This is a genomic window from Quyinboa mangrovi (genome assembly GCF_042219825.1).
Lineage (GTDB): Bacteria > Bacteroidota > Bacteroidia > Bacteroidales > UBA5342 > JBHJHP01.
Genome location: NZ_JBHJHQ010000010.1, coordinates 86,892 through 106,323, shown reverse-complemented (window position 1 = coordinate 106,323; position 19,432 = coordinate 86,892). Strand labels below are relative to the sequence as shown.

The window sequence follows — 19,432 nt, the reverse complement described above, 5'->3', positions numbered from 1 at the left end:
CATACGCATAGGACTCAATAATTTATTATCTTTGTTATCATCCTTCCCGTTCAATGTTTTAAAAGAATATGATCTGATTTTGTGTTAACGTATGAATTTAAAACATTATTATGAAAACCATTATTCCTTCAATTGCATTTGTGTTTTTGCATACCATTTTAGTTGCTCAGCCGTTTGGCGATGCAGCGCCGGATTACCGTATTGTTCGTCAGAACTACGAAAACAGTTCAGGTGAATTTGCTCATACTGTATTTCTTTACAACCATAAGGGTACTATGTATAAGGCTTTCTGGACTCTGGATGACAGTTCGCGTTATTCCGTAAATTATTATGAGTACGATAACAACGGGAACCTTGTTTCTGCGTTCAGGGATTTTTCCGATAATCTTACCTCATTTGAAAAATTCTCTTACGATGAATCAGGAAATAAGATGTTTGAGCTATTCACCCGCTCTGATGGAAAAACCGGATCAGCAGAATACACATATGATGATACAATACTGCAGAGTGCCGGTTATAAAAATTATAAGGGCTGGTTAAAATGTGATGTTACCTATATTTATGTAAATGGCAAGCGACAAAAAGCTAATATATCCCGTAGTGACGAAGAGATTGGAACGATAAGCTATTCCTACGATAAAGCAGGAAATCTGATCTGCGAGATTTGGGATTTTAACGGGAAATGGAGTCAGACATTTACGTATAGTTACGAAAATAAGAACCGCCCTGTATATTATTATGCCAGTCCGTTTTTATCCGGATCACCAGATAAAATAATAAGGGAAGACTATACGTACAACAACGAAACCGGAGGACCATCCGAATATTTTTACAGCGATGGATTGCTGGAGGAAAAGGTATTTACGCGAAGCGATGGCCTTAAAACGATCACAAATTACACATATGATGCTGACAAAAAACTGGTTGCATCTACCCGGCAATATGCAACAGGAAAGACTTTAAGGTTCACTTACGAATATGATGAGGATAATCATCTGATAATGCGGAATTGTTATGACAGAGATTCCCTTATAGCATATGAAGCTTACCTGTATGATTCTGATGGTATGCTGACCAAAGCTTATTTGAGAAATTTTGATGGCTGGTTAACTGGCAATGTAATCTTTAAGGTTGATGAAGCGGGATGGTTGAAAACCGGAATTTTCAAAAGCGAAGAAGGTCCGGATGCTGAAATAATGTTTACTCCGAATTCAAATGGTTTTCCTGAAAGTATCCGCTGGAATTTTTCAAACGGGAAATATCAGCAGTACAAATTCTTTTATGAACAGAAATACCATACTAAACAGGAATAACTAACTTCTTAAAAATAAAGTCGCAATAATATTAACATAATTGAAGTAAAACATCAATAATTCTGTCATATTGAAAACTTAGTTTTGCCAATTGGAGAACATTTGTTATTTTTAGCTTGTTTCTTTATTGGAACAAAAATTTTAAAAGCATAAACATGACAGAACCGTATTTGGAGAAGATTGAATCCTGGCTGGAACGTATTGAACCTCTTGAACTACGTCCTACCGGTGCTGAGCCGTCCTATTCAAAGGAGGAGGGAATAAAGGCCGTGGTATTTGATATTTACGGGACTCTGATCATGTCTGCATCCGGTGATGTGATGCAGGCTGAATATTCGGCCGATATGTATAAGGACGCCTGTATTGCAGCAGGAATTGAAATCACTACCAACGAGGATGAGGCACTGATCTACATGCACGATATTTACGAACTCATGGTTAAGGTTCACAAAGAGAGAAGCCGTAAAAAAGGTATTCCTTTCCCTGAGGTTGATATTGAAAAAGTATGGACGGATGTACTCGCTGATGCGGATCAGATTGGCCTAATAAAACTTAATGATACCTACGATTTGCGCGCGTTTATATTTGTGTTCGAATTGAAAAGCAATAAAGTGTGGCCAATGCCGGGATTAAAGGAAGCGTTGGAAGGAATAAGGAAGAAAGGTTATAAAATGGGAATCGTTTCCAATGCACAGTTTTATACGCCGGTCATCATGAATTATTTTTTGTACCACAAGATAGAAGGGAAGCCTTTTCTCGATAAGTTTGATGAGGAATTATCGGTGTTTTCGTATAAGCTTCTGAAAGGAAAGCCTGATACAGCCATATATAAAGCACTATTTCCCGGAATGGAAGAACAGGGTATCAAACCTTCAGAAATATTATACGTGGGCAACGACATGCTGAAAGATATCTGGCCGGCCAACGAGGTGGGGTTTAAAACTGTGTTTTATGCAGGCGATCAACGGGCTTACCGTTTGCGTGAAGATCATCCCCAGGCATCACTGACCAAACCGGATCATATTATCACATCGTTAACTCAATTACTCGAAATAATTTAAAATTTTACGTTATGGGCGATTTTTATCAGGACGGTTATGTAACAACCCTGCACAATTTCAGAAAAACACCGGTTGAAGAACTGGAAAAACGACTGGTGAAATTTGCAAAACGCCGTCCCATGGGCCTTATTATTCCGGCTCTTTATTCGGAACTGGAAAAACCTGCACTGGCTAAGATTGTGGATACACTGAAAGATATACCGTATATCTCGGAAATTGTGATTGGTTTGGATGCTGCAGATAAAAAGCAGTTTGAACATGCGAAAGAATATTTCAGTGTACTGCCTCAGCATCACCGTATCCTGTGGAATCATGGTCCGAGGTTGCAGGAATTGCGTAAAATGCTGATCAGTAAAAAAATTCATTATGGTGATGCCGGAAAGGGCCAGAATGTTTGGTTCTGCTTTGGGTATATGATAGCTTCAGGAAAATCGGAAGCTGTAGCATTGCATGATGCTGATATCATTACTTATGGGCGCGACATGGTGGCCCGTTTGTATTATCCGGTAGCCGATCCGACATTTAATTACAAATTCTGTAAAGGGTATTATTTCAGGGCTGATGACGAAAAGATAAACGGCAGAGCTACGCGTTTACTGGTTACACCACTGATCCGGACCCTGAAAAAGTTCTTTCCCGATGATGAGTATCTGGAATTTATGGATAGTTTTCGTTACATTCTTTCAGGTGAATTCTCCATGCGTGCAGACGTTATGAAAACGGTTCGTATTCCGTTCGACTGGGGACTGGAAGTTGGTATTTTATCAGAGGTTCAGCGCAATAACTCATTTAACAGGATCTGCCAGGTTGAGATTGCAGACTCATATGATCACAAACATCAGCCTGTATCACAGGATAACCCGAACAGTGGTCTTTCAAAAATGAGTTTTGATATTGCACGTAATCTGTTCGTGAAAATGGCTATTAACGGCCGCATTTTCACTAAAGGGACGTTCCGTTCCATAAAAGCGACCTATACACGTATCGCCATCGATTTTGTAGAACGGTATACTGCCGATGCGGTCATTAACGGATTGTCCATCGATCGTGACGCCGAAGAACAGACGGTTGACTTGTTTGCACAAAATATTTACCGTGCCGGTATTGAGTTTCTCGATTATCCTGATCTGGTTCCTTATATCCCTTCATGGAAGCGGGTAATCAGTGCGATACCGGAATTTTCAGATATGTTTTACGATGCGGTAGAGGAAGATAACGCTTAAGAGAAATAATATGTTGATGGAGGAGATGAAGGCGCATCTGTACGCAGTGTACGGGGCGGCTGTGGACGACAATTATTTTAAATTATTTGAGGATCTCATTGATCAGACCCGGATTGACAGGGAACGGAATGAGTTGTGGAATGAAAAGGACATTTTTCTGATAACCTATGGTGATACGTTTCTGAAGGAAGAAGAGATACCACTTAAAACCCTGCATTATTTTCTTGTCAGGCATTTTAAAAATATATTTTCTACGGTTCATATCTTACCTTTTTTCCCTTACAGCAGCGACGACGGTTTTGCAGTAAAGGATTTCTACAAAGTGAACCCGGAGCTTGGTGACTGGTCAGATATACAAAAGATCAGTAACGATTTCAGACTCATGGCCGATCTGGTGGTGAACCATGCCAGCAGTCAGAGTGATTGGTTCAGGCAATTTCTGATGGGAGAGGCACCGGGAAAAGACTATTTTTTTGTGCCGGAGGAGGATTTTAACAGCCGGCTTGTTGTAAGACCCAGAAGTACTCCGCTTGTTACAAACTACCAGTCGGTAAACGGTGTAAAAAGAGCCTGGACGACCTTCAGCGCAGATCAGGTGGATTTGAATTATCATAATCCGATGTTGTTGCTGGAAGTTGTAAAAATTGTGCTTTGGTACATTAAAAACGGTGCCAGGGTGATCCGGCTTGATGCCATTGCGTTTATCTGGAAATCCAGTGGAACGCCGTGTGTGCATTTATTCGAGACGCATGAGATCATTAAGTTGCTGCGTCAGGTTATCGATTACTGTGCACCGGATGTGATTCTGATCACGGAGACCAATGTGCCGCATCTGGAAAATATCAGCTACTTCGGGCGGGGTGATGAAGCACACATGGTCTATCAGTTTCCGCTACCTCCACTACTGTTGTTTACCATGAATATGGGCAATGCAGGTGCGCTAACCCGTTGGGCCTCATCATTGTCAGATCCGGGTGAAAACCGCACATGGTTCAACTTCACGGCATCACACGATGGCATCGGTGTTCGTCCGCTGGAAGGTCTGGTGAGCCGTGCGGAGATCAATGGCATGGTAGATAATATGATCAATTTTGGTGCGCTGATCTCTAACAGAAGACGATCGGATGGAACTGAAGAGCCATATGAGATCAATATTACTTATTTTGATGCCATGAAAGGTATCGGCAATAAACCGGATAATTTCCAGGTGGACCGTTTCCTCTGTTCTCAGCTGATTATGATGAGCCTGAAAGGTGTGCCGGCTTTTTATATTCACTCCATGTTTGGAACACCGAACGACTACAATGCAGCTGCCATGCAGATTAAAAACCGGGCCATTAACCGCAGAAAATACTGGTTATATGAAATTGAATCATTGATTTCAGGCAGATCATATCAGGCTGGTGTTTTTGGATCGTTACAGCATTTTATTAAACTCAGAAAAGAACAGACGGCTTTCCATCCGGATGCAGGACAGGAAATCCTTGATATTGGCATGTCATTTTTCGCCTTCATTCGTTCTAACACAGAAACAGGACAGCATATTTTGTGCATTTCAAACATTACACCCGGAGAACGCAGAATAGTCGCTGTAAAAGATATTCAGCATTATAAGTACGATCTGCTGAGCCGCCAGTCCATAGGATCACAGGAGATTGTACTAAAACCTTACCAGACGGTTTGGCTGGTATAAAACGAATAACCATGAACATCGTTATTGCTATCGATTCGTTTAAAGATTGTTTATCATCAGCTGGCGTGGCAGAACGTGTTGCTGCCGGGATCCGGAAGGTTTATCCCGATGCGCTTATTCATGAAATTCCGATTGCCGACGGTGGCGAGGGAACGCTGGATGCCATGTGCCTGTCTTTGGGTGTAGAGAAAATCCCTGTTAAGGTACATGATCCGTTGATGCGCCCGGTTATGGCAGCAATAGGTTGGCACGAAGAGCGCAAACTGGCGGTAGTTGAAATGGCTATGGCTTCGGGTATTGAACGGTTGACCGCAAACGAGCGCAACCCGATGCTTACCACCACATTCGGAACCGGTGAGCTGATGAAGGCTGCTTTAGATAAAGGATGTAGGGAAATGATACTGGGCATTGGCGGAAGTGCAACCAACGATGCCGGAACAGGAATGGCAAAAGCATTAGGCGCAAAATTTCTCGATCAGGAAGGTGTTGAACTTCCTCAGGGGGGAGGCGAACTTGCCAAATTGCATAGGATTGATATATCCGGTTTGGATCAGCGATTGAAAAATGTAAAAGTCAGTGTGGCTTGCGATGTGACCAATACACTGACAGGGATAAATGGTGCATCAGCAGTTTTCGGTCCTCAAAAGGGAGCAACACCCGAAATGGTTCAGCAACTGGATGCTAACCTGGCTCATTTTGCCGGCATCGTAAAAAATGATTTGGATACAGATATTTTGCATATTGAAGGTGGGGGAGCTGCTGGCGGGATAGGCGCAGGATTATACCTGTTTACCGGCGCAGAGCTGGTTCCAGGTTTCGATCTGGTCAGTAAAACTGTTAAGCTGGAAGAGAAAATTGCACAGGCTGATTTTGTGATCACCGGAGAAGGAAGACTGGACGGACAGACAAAAAACGGGAAGACACCATATGGCGTTACAAAGCTGGCTCAAAAATACACTAAACCGGTTATTGCCATCGCAGGTCAGCTGGGAGATGGTTACAGGGATTTGTTTTCGTTTGGATTTGGTGGTATCTTTACAATTAGCGACGGACGGGGAAGTGTGGAAGACTCGATCAGGCGGGCGCCGGAACTCCTCGAAAGTCTGGGAGAACGCATATTCAGACTAATAAAAACAATACAATGATTATCCCTGACAGACTTAAAAAAGGTGATGCCGTAGCCCTGGTATCGCCTTCAGGACGAATTGAAAAAGATATTCTGGAATTAGCCGAATCGTTTTTAACGGAATGGGGATTGGAGGTAAGAACAGGAAAACACGCTGCAGGATCACATCATATTTACTCCGGCACAGTAGATGAACGTATAAACGATCTGCAATCAGCCATGGATGATCCGGACATTAAAGCTGTTTTTTGTGCGCGTGGTGGTTACGGAGCAGTACAGTATATTGATCGGGTTTCGATTTCAGAGATCAGTGATTTCCCGAAATGGGTGGTTGGTTTCAGTGATATTTCGGTTTTGCATAGCATGCTGAACCGGAGTGGTATTGCAACCATTCACGGGCCTATGCCAAAAAATTTTGAAGCGCTGATTACGGATAGAGAGGATAAATCACTGGAATACCTGAGGCAGTTACTTTTTGAGGGCAGTATTGAATATTCCTGGAAGGGTGAATCAACGCATAACGAATTTACGGTAAGCGGAGAACTGGTGGGAGGAAACCTGTCTGTTATGGCTGGTTTAAGAGGTACGCTTTATGAACCTTTTTACGATGGTAAAATCCTGTTTTTGGAGGATTTGAACGAGAACCTGTATCATGCAGATCGTTTGTTGCAGAATCTTAGACTGGGAGGCATATTTAACCGTATCAATGCATTACTTGTCGGTGCTTTTACCAATATGAAAGACTCTGATCCACCTTTTGGAAAAGACATACATGAGATTATACTGGATGTCACAAAAGATTCAGATATTCCGGTTGTATTTGGTTTTCAGGCTGGTCACCAGAAACCAAATTATCCATTGCCGTTTGGGGTGAGGATGCTTTTAATGCGTGACAATGGAATAAATAACCTGCATAATATTCTTGGCATAACTTAATTCCGTCAACGCTTTCATTTTGGTATGATCAAACTAAAAGTCAGATATAACAACATTCTGGTTTTATTTATAGGATTACTTACTGTATCCGGTTGCACTAAAAAACAGCCGGTCGATTATGTCAATCCTTTTATTGATACCCACAAAAGCCGTTGGTTTTTCTTTTCATCAGCGAGTATGCCGTTCGGTATGGTGAATCTGAGTCCGGATACCTGGACAAATGGGAGTTGGCAAAGTGGTTATTTGTACGATTCGTTATATGTAAGGTGTTTTAGTCATATACATGCCTGGCAGATGGCAGGTATTCCGGTTATGCCAACAACAGGATCCTTCCATGGAAATATGGGCATGGAGGCAGCAAAATCTCCATTTTCACATGATACTGAAATTGCCGAGCCTGGATACCATAAGCTGATACTGGACAGGTATAATATAAAAGCTGAATTGACATCAACCACACGTGTCGGTTTTCACCGCTATACCTTCCCTGACACAGATAGTGCTTATATCAGTTTTTACACAGGAGCTTTTCTTGCACATGGAGGAGTGGACTCTTCTTATGTAAAACTGATAAACCCACATGAGCTTGAGGGTTTCTCTGTGATGAGCGGCACCGTTCGCCGTAAAAAACCAACATATGTGTATTTTGTGGCTAAACTGGATCATCCTGTAATAGAATTTGGTGGATGGAGGGATAGTAGTTTGCTGTACATTGAAAAGGAAATACGCGGTAAAAGCATTGGCGCATTCGTAAGGATGAAGGCAGATGGGAAACCTGTATTGATGAAGGTAGCCATATCCTATACAAGTATAGAAAATGCGCGCAACAATATGCGGGAGGAACTGCCTGGCTGGGATTTTGACGCTACAGCAAAAGCAGCTCGCATTGAATGGAATAACATGTTGTCCGGAATAAGTGTGGAGGGTGGCTCTGAGGATCAGCGCATAAAATTTTATACCGACTTGTGGCATGCACTTCTGGGACGTCGGATTGTAAGCGATGTGAACGGACAGTACTGTGATATGACTGGTGATATACCGCAAATAAAACAAATCCGACTGGATGAAAATAATCAGCCTGTATTCCCTCAGTATAACTTTGATGCGTTGTGGGGCAGCCAGTGGAATCTGAATATCCTGTGGTCTATGGCATATCCTGAAATTATGGATGGATTCTGCAATTCTATGGTGAATATGTATAAGGATGGAGGGATGATTCCCCGTGGCCCATCCGGGGGAAACTATACCTATGTAATGATTGGTGACCCGGCAACTTCTTTTTTTGCAACAGCCTATAATAAAGGTATTCGGAATTATGACGTGAAGCTGGCATATGAGGGATTGCGTAAGAATGCATTCCCGGGAGGAATTCGCGACAGGGCGGGTTATGAGTCAGGTCCGGATCCTACAGGCGGAGGTATGAACTTCTATATAAAAAGGGGATATGTTCCTGAAGGTATCGAAACAACCGGTTATCATCAGGATGGCGCATCAATGACACTGGAGTATGCGTATCAGGACTGGTGCCTGTCGCAGTTGGCCAAATCGCTTGGGAAGGATTCGGATAAAGTGAATTTTAAAAAGCGTTCCCTGAATTACAGAAATCTGTGGAATAAAAAAGATATGCTGATCCATCCTAAAACTTTGGGTGGTGACTGGACAGAGAATTTTAAGCCGGTTGGAGAAGGGTTTAATACAGTGGGATTTTGCGAAAGCAATGCAGCCATATACACAAATTTTGTACCGCATGATATGGCTGGTTTAATCAATCTGTTTGGTGGGGATAAAAGCTACAGATATTTTCTTGAAAGTTCGTTTGAAAAGGCTCAGCCAAACAGATTTGTGGCATCTCATGGTAAACATGCTCAGAGTTGGGTGGATTATGAAAATCAACCTTCCTGTCAGATGGCGCATCTGTTTAGTTATTGCAGGGCACCATGGCTGACCCAGAAATGGGTGAGAGCAGTTAAAAGTGAGACATTTGGTGATGTAACTCCGTATGGCGGGTACAATGGGGATGAGGATCAGGGACAGATGGGAGCACTGGGTGTACTGATGGCCATCGGTTTGTTTCAGACAGACGGTGGAGCTTCAGTTGATTCAGAATATGAGATTACATCTCCAATATTCGATAAAATTGAAATTATGTTGAATCGGGATTATTATCCTGGAGATAAGTTTGAAATAATTACACATAATAACGCTACCGATAACATCTACATTCAGTCAGCCAGACTCAAAGGAAAGGAATGGAACAATTTCAGGTTCCCGCATAGGTTATTCGAGGAAGGTGGTCGTCTGGAGATTTACCTGGATAGAATTCCAAATAAGAATTGGGGTATTGTTGAATAATATTATCAACAGTAATCCCGAAGGGATAGTATTAATGTACAATGCATGTGAAATATTAACCCAAAGCCAGCGGTTTGCATTATAAAATGTGTGTTTCAATTTTTAAAGGAATACTTAAGTTTACTATGTCATCCTTTCAGGATTTTTTTTCATCCATGTATGATAACAGTTACAAAAATATCAACCTTCGGGTTTAGTAGCTTAGATCATCTGCTGGTGTTTTTTAATCCCGAAGGGATGCTATTATTGTAATAAAAGACGACCCAAATGCTTTATCGTAAACCCGGAACGGGTGATATTATTCTAACCAGTTGAATAGATACTTTTCATTAAACTCAATTCCATATTCTTTTAGAAATTCTATGTATTCCTCTCTGAAAGTCCTGATCTTGTGATGTTCTTCCTGATTTTCGATATAATGATAAACATTTTCAATTTGCGAATGGGAATAAGAGAAAACACCATATCCCTCCTGCCATCTAAACCTTCCCGGGACATACCTTCGGTTATTAATAAAATTAGATGAATTGTTTTTGATATCCCTTACCAAGTCAGATATTGGCATTGATGGTTGTAGTCCAACAAATGCATGAACATGATCCAAATAGCCGTTGACTATGATTGGTTTTTGGTTTTTCCCTTTAATGATTCCTGCAATGTATTTAAATAATTCTGCTCTCCATTTCTTATGGAGAAGGTTTTGTCTTCCCGATACTGCAAATACATATTGCACGTAAATTTTTGAGTATGTGCCAGGCATTTGTTATACGTTTTAGGTTTGTTGTAATTAAAATTATTATGTTTAGTACAATAGTAATCAATAATAAAATTATGAAAATTTATTATAACTCCTCTGATTTAATTTAATGTATTCTATCCCTATATTGTCAATTAGGGTTCTGTCATCCCTTCGGGATTTTTTTTCATTAGGACATGATCGTAGCTATAAAAATATCAACCCTTCGGGTTTATTATAAAAGGCTAGTGATGGACCTGTTCTCTACCTTTCATTATTATAATCCCGTAGCATAACTGATCGCAAACCGTGTGGGGCACGCAATCCCGAAGAGATGCCATTATTGTAATAAAGACAGCCAATATACTGTATCGTAAACCCAGAACAGTTTGCATTATAAAATGTGTGTTTCAATTTCACAGGAATACATAAAGTTTACTCTGTCATCCTTTCAGGATTTTCCTTCATCAGTGTATGATAACAGTTACAAAAATATCAACCCTCCGGGTTTTGTTGTGTAATTATTGCCGGTCTGTAAATTTGGTTTAATCCCGAAGGGATGTCAATATTGTAAAAAGGACAGTTAATATACTGTACTGTAAACCCGGAACGGGTGGTATTACTTGATACTGTTATACAATTATGAATTTTCGTATCTTTATAATTCCTTAAACTCAAACCAGATGACACAGAACAACCGTAAAAAAGGCAACAGGGGAGAAGAACTGGCCCGGATACACCTGCAACAACACGGATATCATATCCTTCATACCAACTGGCAGTTTGGACATAAAGAACTCGACATTGTTGCTGAAAAAGATGACTTACTGGTGGTTGTGGAGGTGAAAAGCCGGACCACTGATATTTTTGAAAATCCCGAGGATGCCGTATCAAAAAAGAAAATCCGTATGATTATTGATGCTACTGAAGCGTACCTCGAAACGTATGACGTGGAAATGGAGGTGCGGTTTGATGTCATAGCGGTCTTGTTTCAGCCCGGTAAAGCACCTGAAATTGAACATTTTGAGGATGCGTTTATTTCCCCCATCTGGTAAATGTAAACGCATGAAAATCTGTAACTCAAAGTCTTGATTCCTGTGTCTTGATTCTTGTGTCTTACGTTAAGCTAAGATCTGCATTCGGTTTGAATCCAGTTTTAAGAAGATAAACAGCAGGATGGTAAAGCCCCATAACGATGACCCCCCATAACTGAAAAATGGCAGTGGAATTCCAATGACAGGTGCCAGACCGATGGTCATGCCAATATTAATGATAAAGTGAAACAGGAAAATTGAAAATACCCCATACCCGTAAATTTTAGAAAACATGCTTCGTTGTCGTTCGGCTAGAAAAATCAAACGGATAAGGAAGAAGGAAAAAAGTGCAATAACAGTGAATGTTCCCATAAAGCCCCATTCCTCACCAACGGTACAAAAAATAAAGTCGGTACTTTGTTCCGGCACATATTTGAATTTTGTATAGGTTCCGTTCAGGAATCCTTTGCCTGTGAATCCACCTGATCCAATGGCGATCCGGGACTGTTTGACATTATAACCGGCACCGCTCGGATCACTTTTTATCCCCAGCAGCACTTCTATCCTTGTGCGCTGATGATCTTCCAAAACTTTTTCAAAAACATAGTTTGTGGACAAGGTGTAGCCAATGGAAATTATCAGGAACAATCCTGCAAGTGTATAAGTCCTTGATTTATCAACCAGTGCTCTGAAGAAAAGATATAACGCACTTAAAATTATAACTATGGAGAGAATAATTTTAAGATCCGGTTTATAAAAACCAAATACATTCAGGAGTAAAAGAATTCCGGTTGTTGAGGCTGCTGTAATCCCTATTCCCAGCAGAACTTTATATTTTCTCTGAGCCAGAATTCCAATTACAGCCAACGCTAATATCATGATAAGCACAAGGCTTTGTGAGTAGATAAGAGATAGAATAAAATACAAAACAGCCAGAATGGCGGCGGTAAGAAAAATTCCGGATAACCCCTGGCGGTACATTACCAGAACAAGAGATGCATACACCAGTGCTGATCCGGTATCGTTTTGGAGCAGGATCAGTACAGATGGGAAAAAAGTAATAAAAAAGGCCAGAGCCAGATCTTTAAGTCGGTTAAAACTAAAATTGAACCGGGACAGAACTTTGGCCAGGGCCAATGCCGTGGCAAACTTCATGAATTCAGCGGGTTGAAGTCTGAACGATCCGATGGCAATCCAGGAAGTAGCTCCCTTAACCTCTACTCCAACCAGCAGAACGGCCACGAGTAACAGCAAAATAGCTGCATATATGGGATATGCAAAAGCTTCAAAAAATTTACTGTCTGTAATTAATACAACCAGAGCAAGAACCACTGACGCTCCGATCCATAATAATTGCTTTCCCGCTCGCGTGTCCAGGCCTATAGTCATGGAAGGCTCATCACCAAGGCTGGATGCAAAAATACTGATCCATCCGAATGCAATGAAAAACAGGAATAACGCAATGGTTATCCAGTCCAGTGACCGTATGCTACTCTGTCTCCTGTCCATGTTCAATCAGGTTTGCATCAAACATCTCTTGTTCTTTGGCTTTATGATATGGAGGAATGCTGTCGGTAATGTATTTCTCCAGCAGTAATGTCGTTATCGGAGCTGCGTAAGTTGAGCCAAATCCAGCGTTCTCCACCAGGGTAGATATGGCAATCTGTGGATTATCAAAGGGCGCGAATGCAAGAAACACAGAGTGGTTTTCACCCTGTGAGTTTTCTACTGTCCCTGTTTTCCCTCCCATCTGCATCGATCTGTTCCTGTACCATCTTGCAGTACCATCTTCACCGGAATAAACTTCTCTCATGCCTTCCCTGATGAGTTTGAAATTTGATGAATCAACTTTTGTGTAGTGCAATTCCGTATATTTCTCCCGAACATATTTTTCATGTCCGATTGATTTTACAATGTGAGGGATGTAGTATTTGCCACTGTTGGCCATTACAACCGCTTCGTTGGCAATCTGAATAGGCGTAACCAGCAATTCTCCCTGGCCTATTGCCAGTGAGCGGATGGTGTTAGCACGCCATACTTTTCGGTAGACTTTGTCATAGTAAGAAGCTTCGGGAACAGAGCCGTTATATTCGTAAGGTAAATCAATCCCCAGTTTTTTACCGAAACCAAAGCTTCTTACATAATCAGCCCATTTTATATACTGAGACTTTACTTCGTCCAGAGTAGGCCTTTCTATGGTCTGGTAAAACGTTTTGTAAAAGAAAGGATTACAGGAAAGTTCTATAGCTGTAACTACATTTAGCGGTGATACGTGAGAATGAGAACATCCAATAGGTTTAGAGGCTTCACCCTGACAACTGAAAAGGGTGTACTGATTTATGGATTGTTCCTGAAGTGCAATGGCTCCAACCACCATTTTAAACGTTGATCCAGGGGAATAATTTCCTTGTATGGCTCTGTTTATAAGAGGTTTGAGAGTGTCTGTATTGAGCTGAATAAATGCATCTGAACGTAACCTGCCTGTTAAAACTGCCGGATCAAATGTTGGTGCTGAAACAAGGGCCAGAACTTCTCCTGTTTTGGGTTCAACGGCTACAATACTGCCAAGTTTGTTCTGCATCAGTTTTTCTGCATAGATTTGCAGGTCGATATCGATCGACAGGGTGATGTCTGATCCTGTCACCGGAGGCTGGTCATAAGCTCCGTTTTTGTATGATCCTTTTTCTCTTCCGAAGCGATCCACCAGTATCAGGCGTTGTCCTTTTTCTCCTCTGAGGAATTCTTCATAGGTTTTTTCGATGCCGCTCATGCCGGCATAATCACCGGATTTATAGAAGGGATCATCTTTGATCATTTCAGGCGTTACCTCACCCAGATACCCCAGAACCTGAGCTGCATTTGGATAGTTATAAGCTCTGATAGTGCGCTGTTGTACGTAAAATCCCGGGAATTGATACAGTATCTCCTGAAGAAAGGCATAATCTTTCGCTGAGAGTTGTGAGAACAGAATGGAAGCCCGGTTCCATGACCAGTTTTTAGCTTTTGTCATCTGTTTTTCCAACGCCTCAGGTGTTACATTTATGGCATTGCAAAGTTTTAGTGTATCAAAAGCTTCCAGTTTCCGTGGTAGAACCATTAAATCATAGGCCGCCTTATTATAGACCAAAAGTTTACCGTTTCGGTCAAAGATCTTTCCACGTGACGGGTAGACAATCTCAGTCCGGATAGTATTATCATCTGCCGATAATCTGGCTGTTTCGTCCACTACCTGCAGGTTAAACAAGGATATGATGAACGTAAGGGAAATAATTAATACGATTCCCCCCAGAATGAATTTTCTGCTATCTGTATCTCTGAAACTATTCACTGAGCAAAGTTCGTTTTGAGGTGCTCGACTGTGATAAAATTATCAGGATCAGTGTAAATACCGAAGAGTATAAACTGTAGAGTAGGGTTATCCCTGAATTTTCCATGGAAAAAGCATCCAGAAAGAAGAGCGCAACATGGTGAAGTACAACCAGAATAACCGCGTATCGCATATACCATGCCCAGCCGTATTCTGCCACCGAAGGATGCGTTCCGGGTTCGTAGTTATCCCTTGGTTCCAGAAAGGGAAGTAATATATTTCTGAGAAACCCCATAAATACTGTAGCTGCAGTATTTATTCCTGGTGTTCCCACAAACATATCAATCGTGAAACCCATCAGGAAACTAAGTAGCAGAACACCTGATTTTGATACGCTGAATGGAAGGGCCAGGATAAAAAGTATGTACAGATAGGGATTAATATGGTCCATAAAATTAATATGGTTCAGTACCGTTACCTGCAACAGAACCAGGAAAATAAAATAGATAACATATTTTGCTATGAGTCTAATCATCTCTTTCCTCCAGCACTTTTAATGAATCAACTTCCCACTTGAATTCATTTCCTATTACTTCCACAAAATATAATGACTTAAAGTCTACAGCAAGTTTAACCGTAATATCATAAAAATCATCATCCTCGTCTGAAACAATATCATGAATGTATCCTACTGTTAATCCCGCAGGGAAAATTGAGCCGAATCCCGAAGTAAATATTGTGTCGCCAATAGCCACATCAGCATGGTTTTCAATAGCTTTCAGTTTGGCATACTGATAATCTGTACCGTCCCAGACCAGAGAACCGAAAAATCCGGTTTGCCCTATTTTGGAACTTATAGCCTGTTGTGTATTCAGAATAGGTGTTACAATGGCGTAATGCTTCGAGGTGCCTTTAACTGATCCAACCAGTCCTCTGGCAGATGTTACTCCCATTTCTGCTTTCACTCCATCTGCCCATCCTTTATCTATCGTTATGTAATTCATTCTGCGGTGAACCGAATTATTAACAACACGTGCAGGAATGAAGTAAAATTCCGTTTGAGGCATGGAATCATTGAAATATGAAACGTAGGCTGAATCCTTTTTGTTATAGAACAAAAGATTCTTTAATGCAGCATTTTCAACTGATAAGTCATTATTTTCCTTTTGCAGCTGGAAATAATTACTTATAGATTTTGACTGGTCATAAACGTAACCTGCTATATCGCTTCCGGAGTTCAGAAAGGTGGCACGTTGATAAGGATTGTTGTTAAAAATGAGCAAAAAAGCTACGGCCTCAAGAAAAATAAAGAGGAAAATATTCTGAAACCGTATGAAGAAACGGATCAAATTCCGCATAAATCAGTATCCCATATTTGTTGCCTTGTGGCAGTTTAACGAAGCAGGAACTGGAATTTATCCACGTTTTTAAGCGCAATACCTGTGCCCCTGGCAACGGCATGCAACGGGTCATCTGCAATATGAACCGGTATATTTATCTTGTCGCTCAGGCGTTTATCCAATCCTCTTAACAGGGCTCCACCACCGGCCAGAAATATCCCTTTGTTTACAATATCGGAATACAATTCCGGAGGTGTTTGTTCCAATGCACTTAAAACCGCAGCCTCAATTTTAGAGAGTGTCTTTTCAAGGCAGTGGGCAATCTCCTGATATGAAACAGGAACTTCCATCGGGAGTGCTGTCATTGCATTTGGTCCGCGAACAATATAATCCTGTGGTGGATCTTCAAGGTCAGTTAATGCTGCTCCCACATTTATTTTAATGAACTCGGCAGTACGCTCACCTACTTTAATGTTATGCTGGCGACGCATATATTCCATAATATCCTGTGTCAGGTCATTACCTGCAATACGAATGGACTTGTTGGATACGATACCGCCCAGTGAAATTACGGCGATCTCCGTTGTTCCACCACCAATGTCGACGATCATGCTTCCTTCCGGTGCTTCCACATCAATACCGATCCCGATTGCTGCCGCCATTGGTTCGTAAATCATATAAACCTCCCGGCCACCTGCATGTTCCGAGGAGTCACGTACAGCTCTGATCTCAACCTCTGTACTTCCGGATGGAATACAAACCACCATTTTCAACGAAGGGGAGAATAGCCGAGGTTTTTTATTGATCATTTTAATCATCCCCCTGATCATAAGTTCTGCAGCATAGAAGTCTGCAATAACGCCATCGCGCAACGGGTGGATAACCTTTATGTTTTCATGTGTTTTCCCATGCATCTGACGGGCCTTTTCGCCTAAAGCAATAAGCTTATCGTCCCTTCTGTCCAGTGCTACTACCGAAGGCTCGTCCACAACGATTTTGTCGTTGTGAATAATAATTGTGTTTGCAGTCCCCAGGTCTATTGCAATTTCCTGAGTTAAGGAAAATAATCCCATGTTAAGTTTGTTTTTTAATGTTTAAAGTGGCGTCTGCCGGTAAATAACATTGCAATTCCAAATTCGTCACATGCTTCAATAACTTCGTTATCGCGGATGCTTCCACCCGGCTCAACGATGTATTTTACGCCGTATTCGTTGGCAGCTTCAATGCTGTCCCTGAAAGGAAAGAAAGCATCAGAGATCAGAACAGATTGTTCTATTTCAACGCCTTCCTTGAGGTTAAAACGGGGCATTGTTAAATGTCTCAGACTGTCAAGTCGGTTGGGTTGCCCCATACCGGCACCTGTCAGCCAGAATGATCCGTCTGCCTGTTCTGTTACAATTGCAATGGCATTGCTTTTTAAATGTTTGCATGCTGTAATTCCAAAACGGGCAAGATTCATTTTGTTATCTTCAAATTTTACCTTGGTTACCTGTGTAAAGTCGCTGTCCATTCCTTCATCTTCATCCTGCACCAACATTCCGCCGCTGATGGAACGGTACAGCTTTTCGCCGGTTGTTTCAGGTTTTACCGGAATTTCAAGAACTCTCAAATTCTTTTTCTTTGCCAGAACCTCTTTGGCTTCCTCGCTGTATGAAGGGGCAATGATAATTTCAATAAATTTTTTACTGAACCATTCTGCCACCTCCTTTGTGACCTCTCCGGTGAAACAAATAATACCTCCGTAAGCACTGACCGGATCACCGGCCCAGGCCAGCTCCAGCGACTTCATAATATTGTCAGTGACAGCCAATCCGCAGGGATTCAGGTGCTTAATGACAGAAACTGCCGATTTGACGTTGAGATGTGATACAGAATGAAAAGCATCACTGGCTGATTTCCATGCAGCGTCTGCATCCAGAAGGTTATTATACGAAAGTGCTTTACCCTGAAGTATTTTTGCATTTGCCAGGGAAGCTCCTTCGTCTACATTATTGAACTTAAAAAATGTGGCACTCTGATGCGGATTTTCTCCATATCGCAGCACGTGTCCGTCATTCAGACTAATACGTTTGGTATCGGCATCCTGATTGAAGTATCCGAATATGGCTGTATCATAATGTGAAGAAACAGCAAAAGCATCGCGGGCAAAAGATTTTCTTTCTTCAATAGAGCTCTGTGCCCCTTTTGAATTCAGGATATCAAGTAGTTTGCCATACTGTGCCTGAGAAGGAACAATAATGACATCTTTGAAATTTTTGGCAGCAGCCCGGATTAATGAAATTCCGCCAATATCAATTTTTTCTATGATGTCCTGTTCTGCTGCTCCTGAAGCAACAGTATCTTCAAACGGATAAAGATCCACAATAACGAGATCAATTTCCGGTATGTCGTATTCGTTTAACTGGTCATTATCTCCGCTGTTATCTCTTCTTGAAAGTATCCCTCCAAAGATTTTGGGGTGTAAAGTCTTAACGCGACCACCTAGTATTGAAGGGTAAGAAGTAAGGTCTTCGACCGCTGTACACGGGACATTCAGAGATTCGATAAAACTTCTTGTTCCCCCGGTACTTATGAGCTTAACACCTTCGCTATGTAATTTGGTAATAATTTCGTCCAGATTTTCTTTGTGGAATACAGAAATGAGAGCAGATTTAATTTTTTTATTTTCAGACATTTACACTGTTGTTAAAATAATTAAATGCAAAAATATAAAAAATAGCCAATTGATTCAACTTGTTTAATTTTTTTGTGCTTTGAATTATTAACTTTTTATTGTTGAAATTATTGGTATGTGCGGATGATTGGTGTTAAGTGTCAGTAAATAAGGGTTGTATGTGTGTTTTTGTGCATTACTGAAATGAGAATGCATACATGCAATAGTATAAACATAGCTCATTCGCTGTATATTGGAATTAAATTTGATGATTCGCAATATTTTTCATCAATTTTTTTGCAGGAATAAAAACTTAGCATATATTTGCACCGCATTTGAAAAAATGTAACACGGGCGGTTAGCTCAGCTGGTTCAGAGCACTTGGTTTACACCCAAGGGGTCGGGGGTTCGAATCCCTCACCGCCCACGAAGCTTCACTAAAATGTGAAGCTTTTTTTATGCCCTTAATATTTACTTACAGAGATTCAGCATTTTTCAGCCAAAACCCTGTTCAGCTTAAATTTATATTATTAATAAAATAATTCATTATTCAGAATTTTTTAATAGACATATCATTTTAAAGTTCGTATATTTAGCGTTCTCAGTCCCTAGTCATTTTATTTGTTATTAAACCTTTTACAAGCCATTAGGTACGAAA

General features: G+C 41.1%; 15 protein-coding genes and 1 tRNA gene. 9 read left to right on the top strand and 7 right to left on the bottom strand.

Translation table 11 applies throughout. The annotated features are described in order from the left end of the window. Positions 1-110 precede the first annotated feature (110 nt). The 7 genes from ACE1ET_RS19160 (at position 111) to ACE1ET_RS19130 (ending at position 9,704) form a co-directional block, all read left to right on the top strand. Positions 111-1,313, top strand: coding sequence for a hypothetical protein (locus ACE1ET_RS19160; RefSeq protein ID WP_375730040.1), 1,203 nt, complete (start codon positions 111-113; stop codon positions 1,311-1,313). A 155-nt stretch (positions 1,314-1,468) separates the two neighbouring features. After that, positions 1,469-2,374 (top strand): HAD family hydrolase, encoded by a 906-nt coding sequence (locus ACE1ET_RS19155; RefSeq protein WP_375730039.1) that lies wholly within the window; start codon positions 1,469-1,471, stop codon positions 2,372-2,374. A gap of 11 nt (positions 2,375-2,385) precedes the next feature. Continuing rightward, on the top strand, positions 2,386-3,597 hold the full coding sequence (locus ACE1ET_RS19150; protein ID WP_375730038.1) for a glycosyltransferase family protein: 1,212 nt from the start codon (positions 2,386-2,388) through the stop codon (positions 3,595-3,597). Between the two features lie 16 nt (positions 3,598-3,613). Next, the gene (locus tag ACE1ET_RS19145) at positions 3,614-5,290 is read left to right on the top strand and encodes a sugar phosphorylase (protein WP_375730037.1); all 1,677 of its coding nucleotides are present in this window, start codon (positions 3,614-3,616) and stop codon (positions 5,288-5,290) included. Between the two features lie 11 nt (positions 5,291-5,301). Further along, complete coding sequence (locus tag ACE1ET_RS19140; RefSeq protein ID WP_375730036.1) at positions 5,302-6,435, top strand: glycerate kinase; 1,134 nt, start codon at positions 5,302-5,304, stop codon at positions 6,433-6,435. Continuing rightward, a complete protein-coding gene (locus ACE1ET_RS19135) occupies positions 6,432-7,352 on the top strand; it encodes a S66 peptidase family protein (protein ID WP_375730035.1) in 921 nt (306 codons plus the stop codon). The genes ACE1ET_RS19140 and ACE1ET_RS19135 overlap by 4 nt, the downstream gene beginning before the upstream one ends. Before the next feature lie 24 nt (positions 7,353-7,376). Next, positions 7,377-9,704, top strand: coding sequence for a GH92 family glycosyl hydrolase (locus ACE1ET_RS19130; RefSeq protein ID WP_375730034.1), 2,328 nt, complete (start codon positions 7,377-7,379; stop codon positions 9,702-9,704). Positions 9,705-10,002: 298 nt separating this feature from the next. Here the strand turns inward: ACE1ET_RS19130 and tnpA are convergent, their stop codons facing one another. Then, a complete protein-coding gene (gene tnpA / locus ACE1ET_RS19125; protein ID WP_375730033.1) occupies positions 10,003-10,464 on the bottom strand; it encodes an IS200/IS605 family transposase in 462 nt (153 codons plus the stop codon). 659 nt (positions 10,465-11,123) lie between these two features. Here tnpA and ACE1ET_RS19120 point away from each other — a divergent pair. Next, entirely contained in the window at positions 11,124-11,495 is a 372-nt protein-coding gene (locus tag ACE1ET_RS19120) for a YraN family protein (RefSeq protein WP_375730032.1), read from the top strand. A gap of 66 nt (positions 11,496-11,561) precedes the next feature. Here the strand turns inward: ACE1ET_RS19120 and rodA are convergent, their stop codons facing one another. The 6 genes from rodA to purH are packed head-to-tail and all read right to left on the bottom strand — an operon-like array spanning position 11,562 to position 18,795. Next, positions 11,562-12,983 (bottom strand): rod shape-determining protein RodA, encoded by a 1,422-nt coding sequence (rodA, locus tag ACE1ET_RS19115; protein WP_375730031.1) that lies wholly within the window; start codon positions 12,981-12,983, stop codon positions 11,562-11,564. Further along, positions 12,964-14,802 (bottom strand): penicillin-binding protein 2, encoded by a 1,839-nt coding sequence (gene mrdA, locus ACE1ET_RS19110; protein ID WP_375730030.1) that lies wholly within the window; start codon positions 14,800-14,802, stop codon positions 12,964-12,966. Before mrdA ends, rodA begins: the two co-directional genes overlap by 20 nt. Beyond that, complete coding sequence (locus ACE1ET_RS19105) at positions 14,795-15,316, bottom strand: rod shape-determining protein MreD (RefSeq protein WP_375730029.1); 522 nt, start codon at positions 15,314-15,316, stop codon at positions 14,795-14,797. The genes mrdA and ACE1ET_RS19105 overlap by 8 nt, the downstream gene beginning before the upstream one ends. Next, positions 15,309-16,139, bottom strand: coding sequence for a rod shape-determining protein MreC (gene mreC, locus ACE1ET_RS19100; protein WP_375730028.1), 831 nt, complete (start codon positions 16,137-16,139; stop codon positions 15,309-15,311). Before mreC ends, ACE1ET_RS19105 begins: the two co-directional genes overlap by 8 nt. A 35-nt stretch (positions 16,140-16,174) precedes the next feature. Beyond that, a complete protein-coding gene (locus ACE1ET_RS19095; RefSeq protein WP_375730027.1) occupies positions 16,175-17,194 on the bottom strand; it encodes a rod shape-determining protein in 1,020 nt (339 codons plus the stop codon). Between the two features lie 14 nt (positions 17,195-17,208). Then, complete coding sequence (purH, locus tag ACE1ET_RS19090) at positions 17,209-18,795, bottom strand: bifunctional phosphoribosylaminoimidazolecarboxamide formyltransferase/IMP cyclohydrolase (RefSeq protein ID WP_375730026.1); 1,587 nt, start codon at positions 18,793-18,795, stop codon at positions 17,209-17,211. 331 nt (positions 18,796-19,126) lie between these two features. Here purH and ACE1ET_RS19085 point away from each other — a divergent pair. Further along, positions 19,127-19,201 (top strand) — tRNA-Val (locus ACE1ET_RS19085). Positions 19,202-19,432 lie beyond the last annotated feature (231 nt).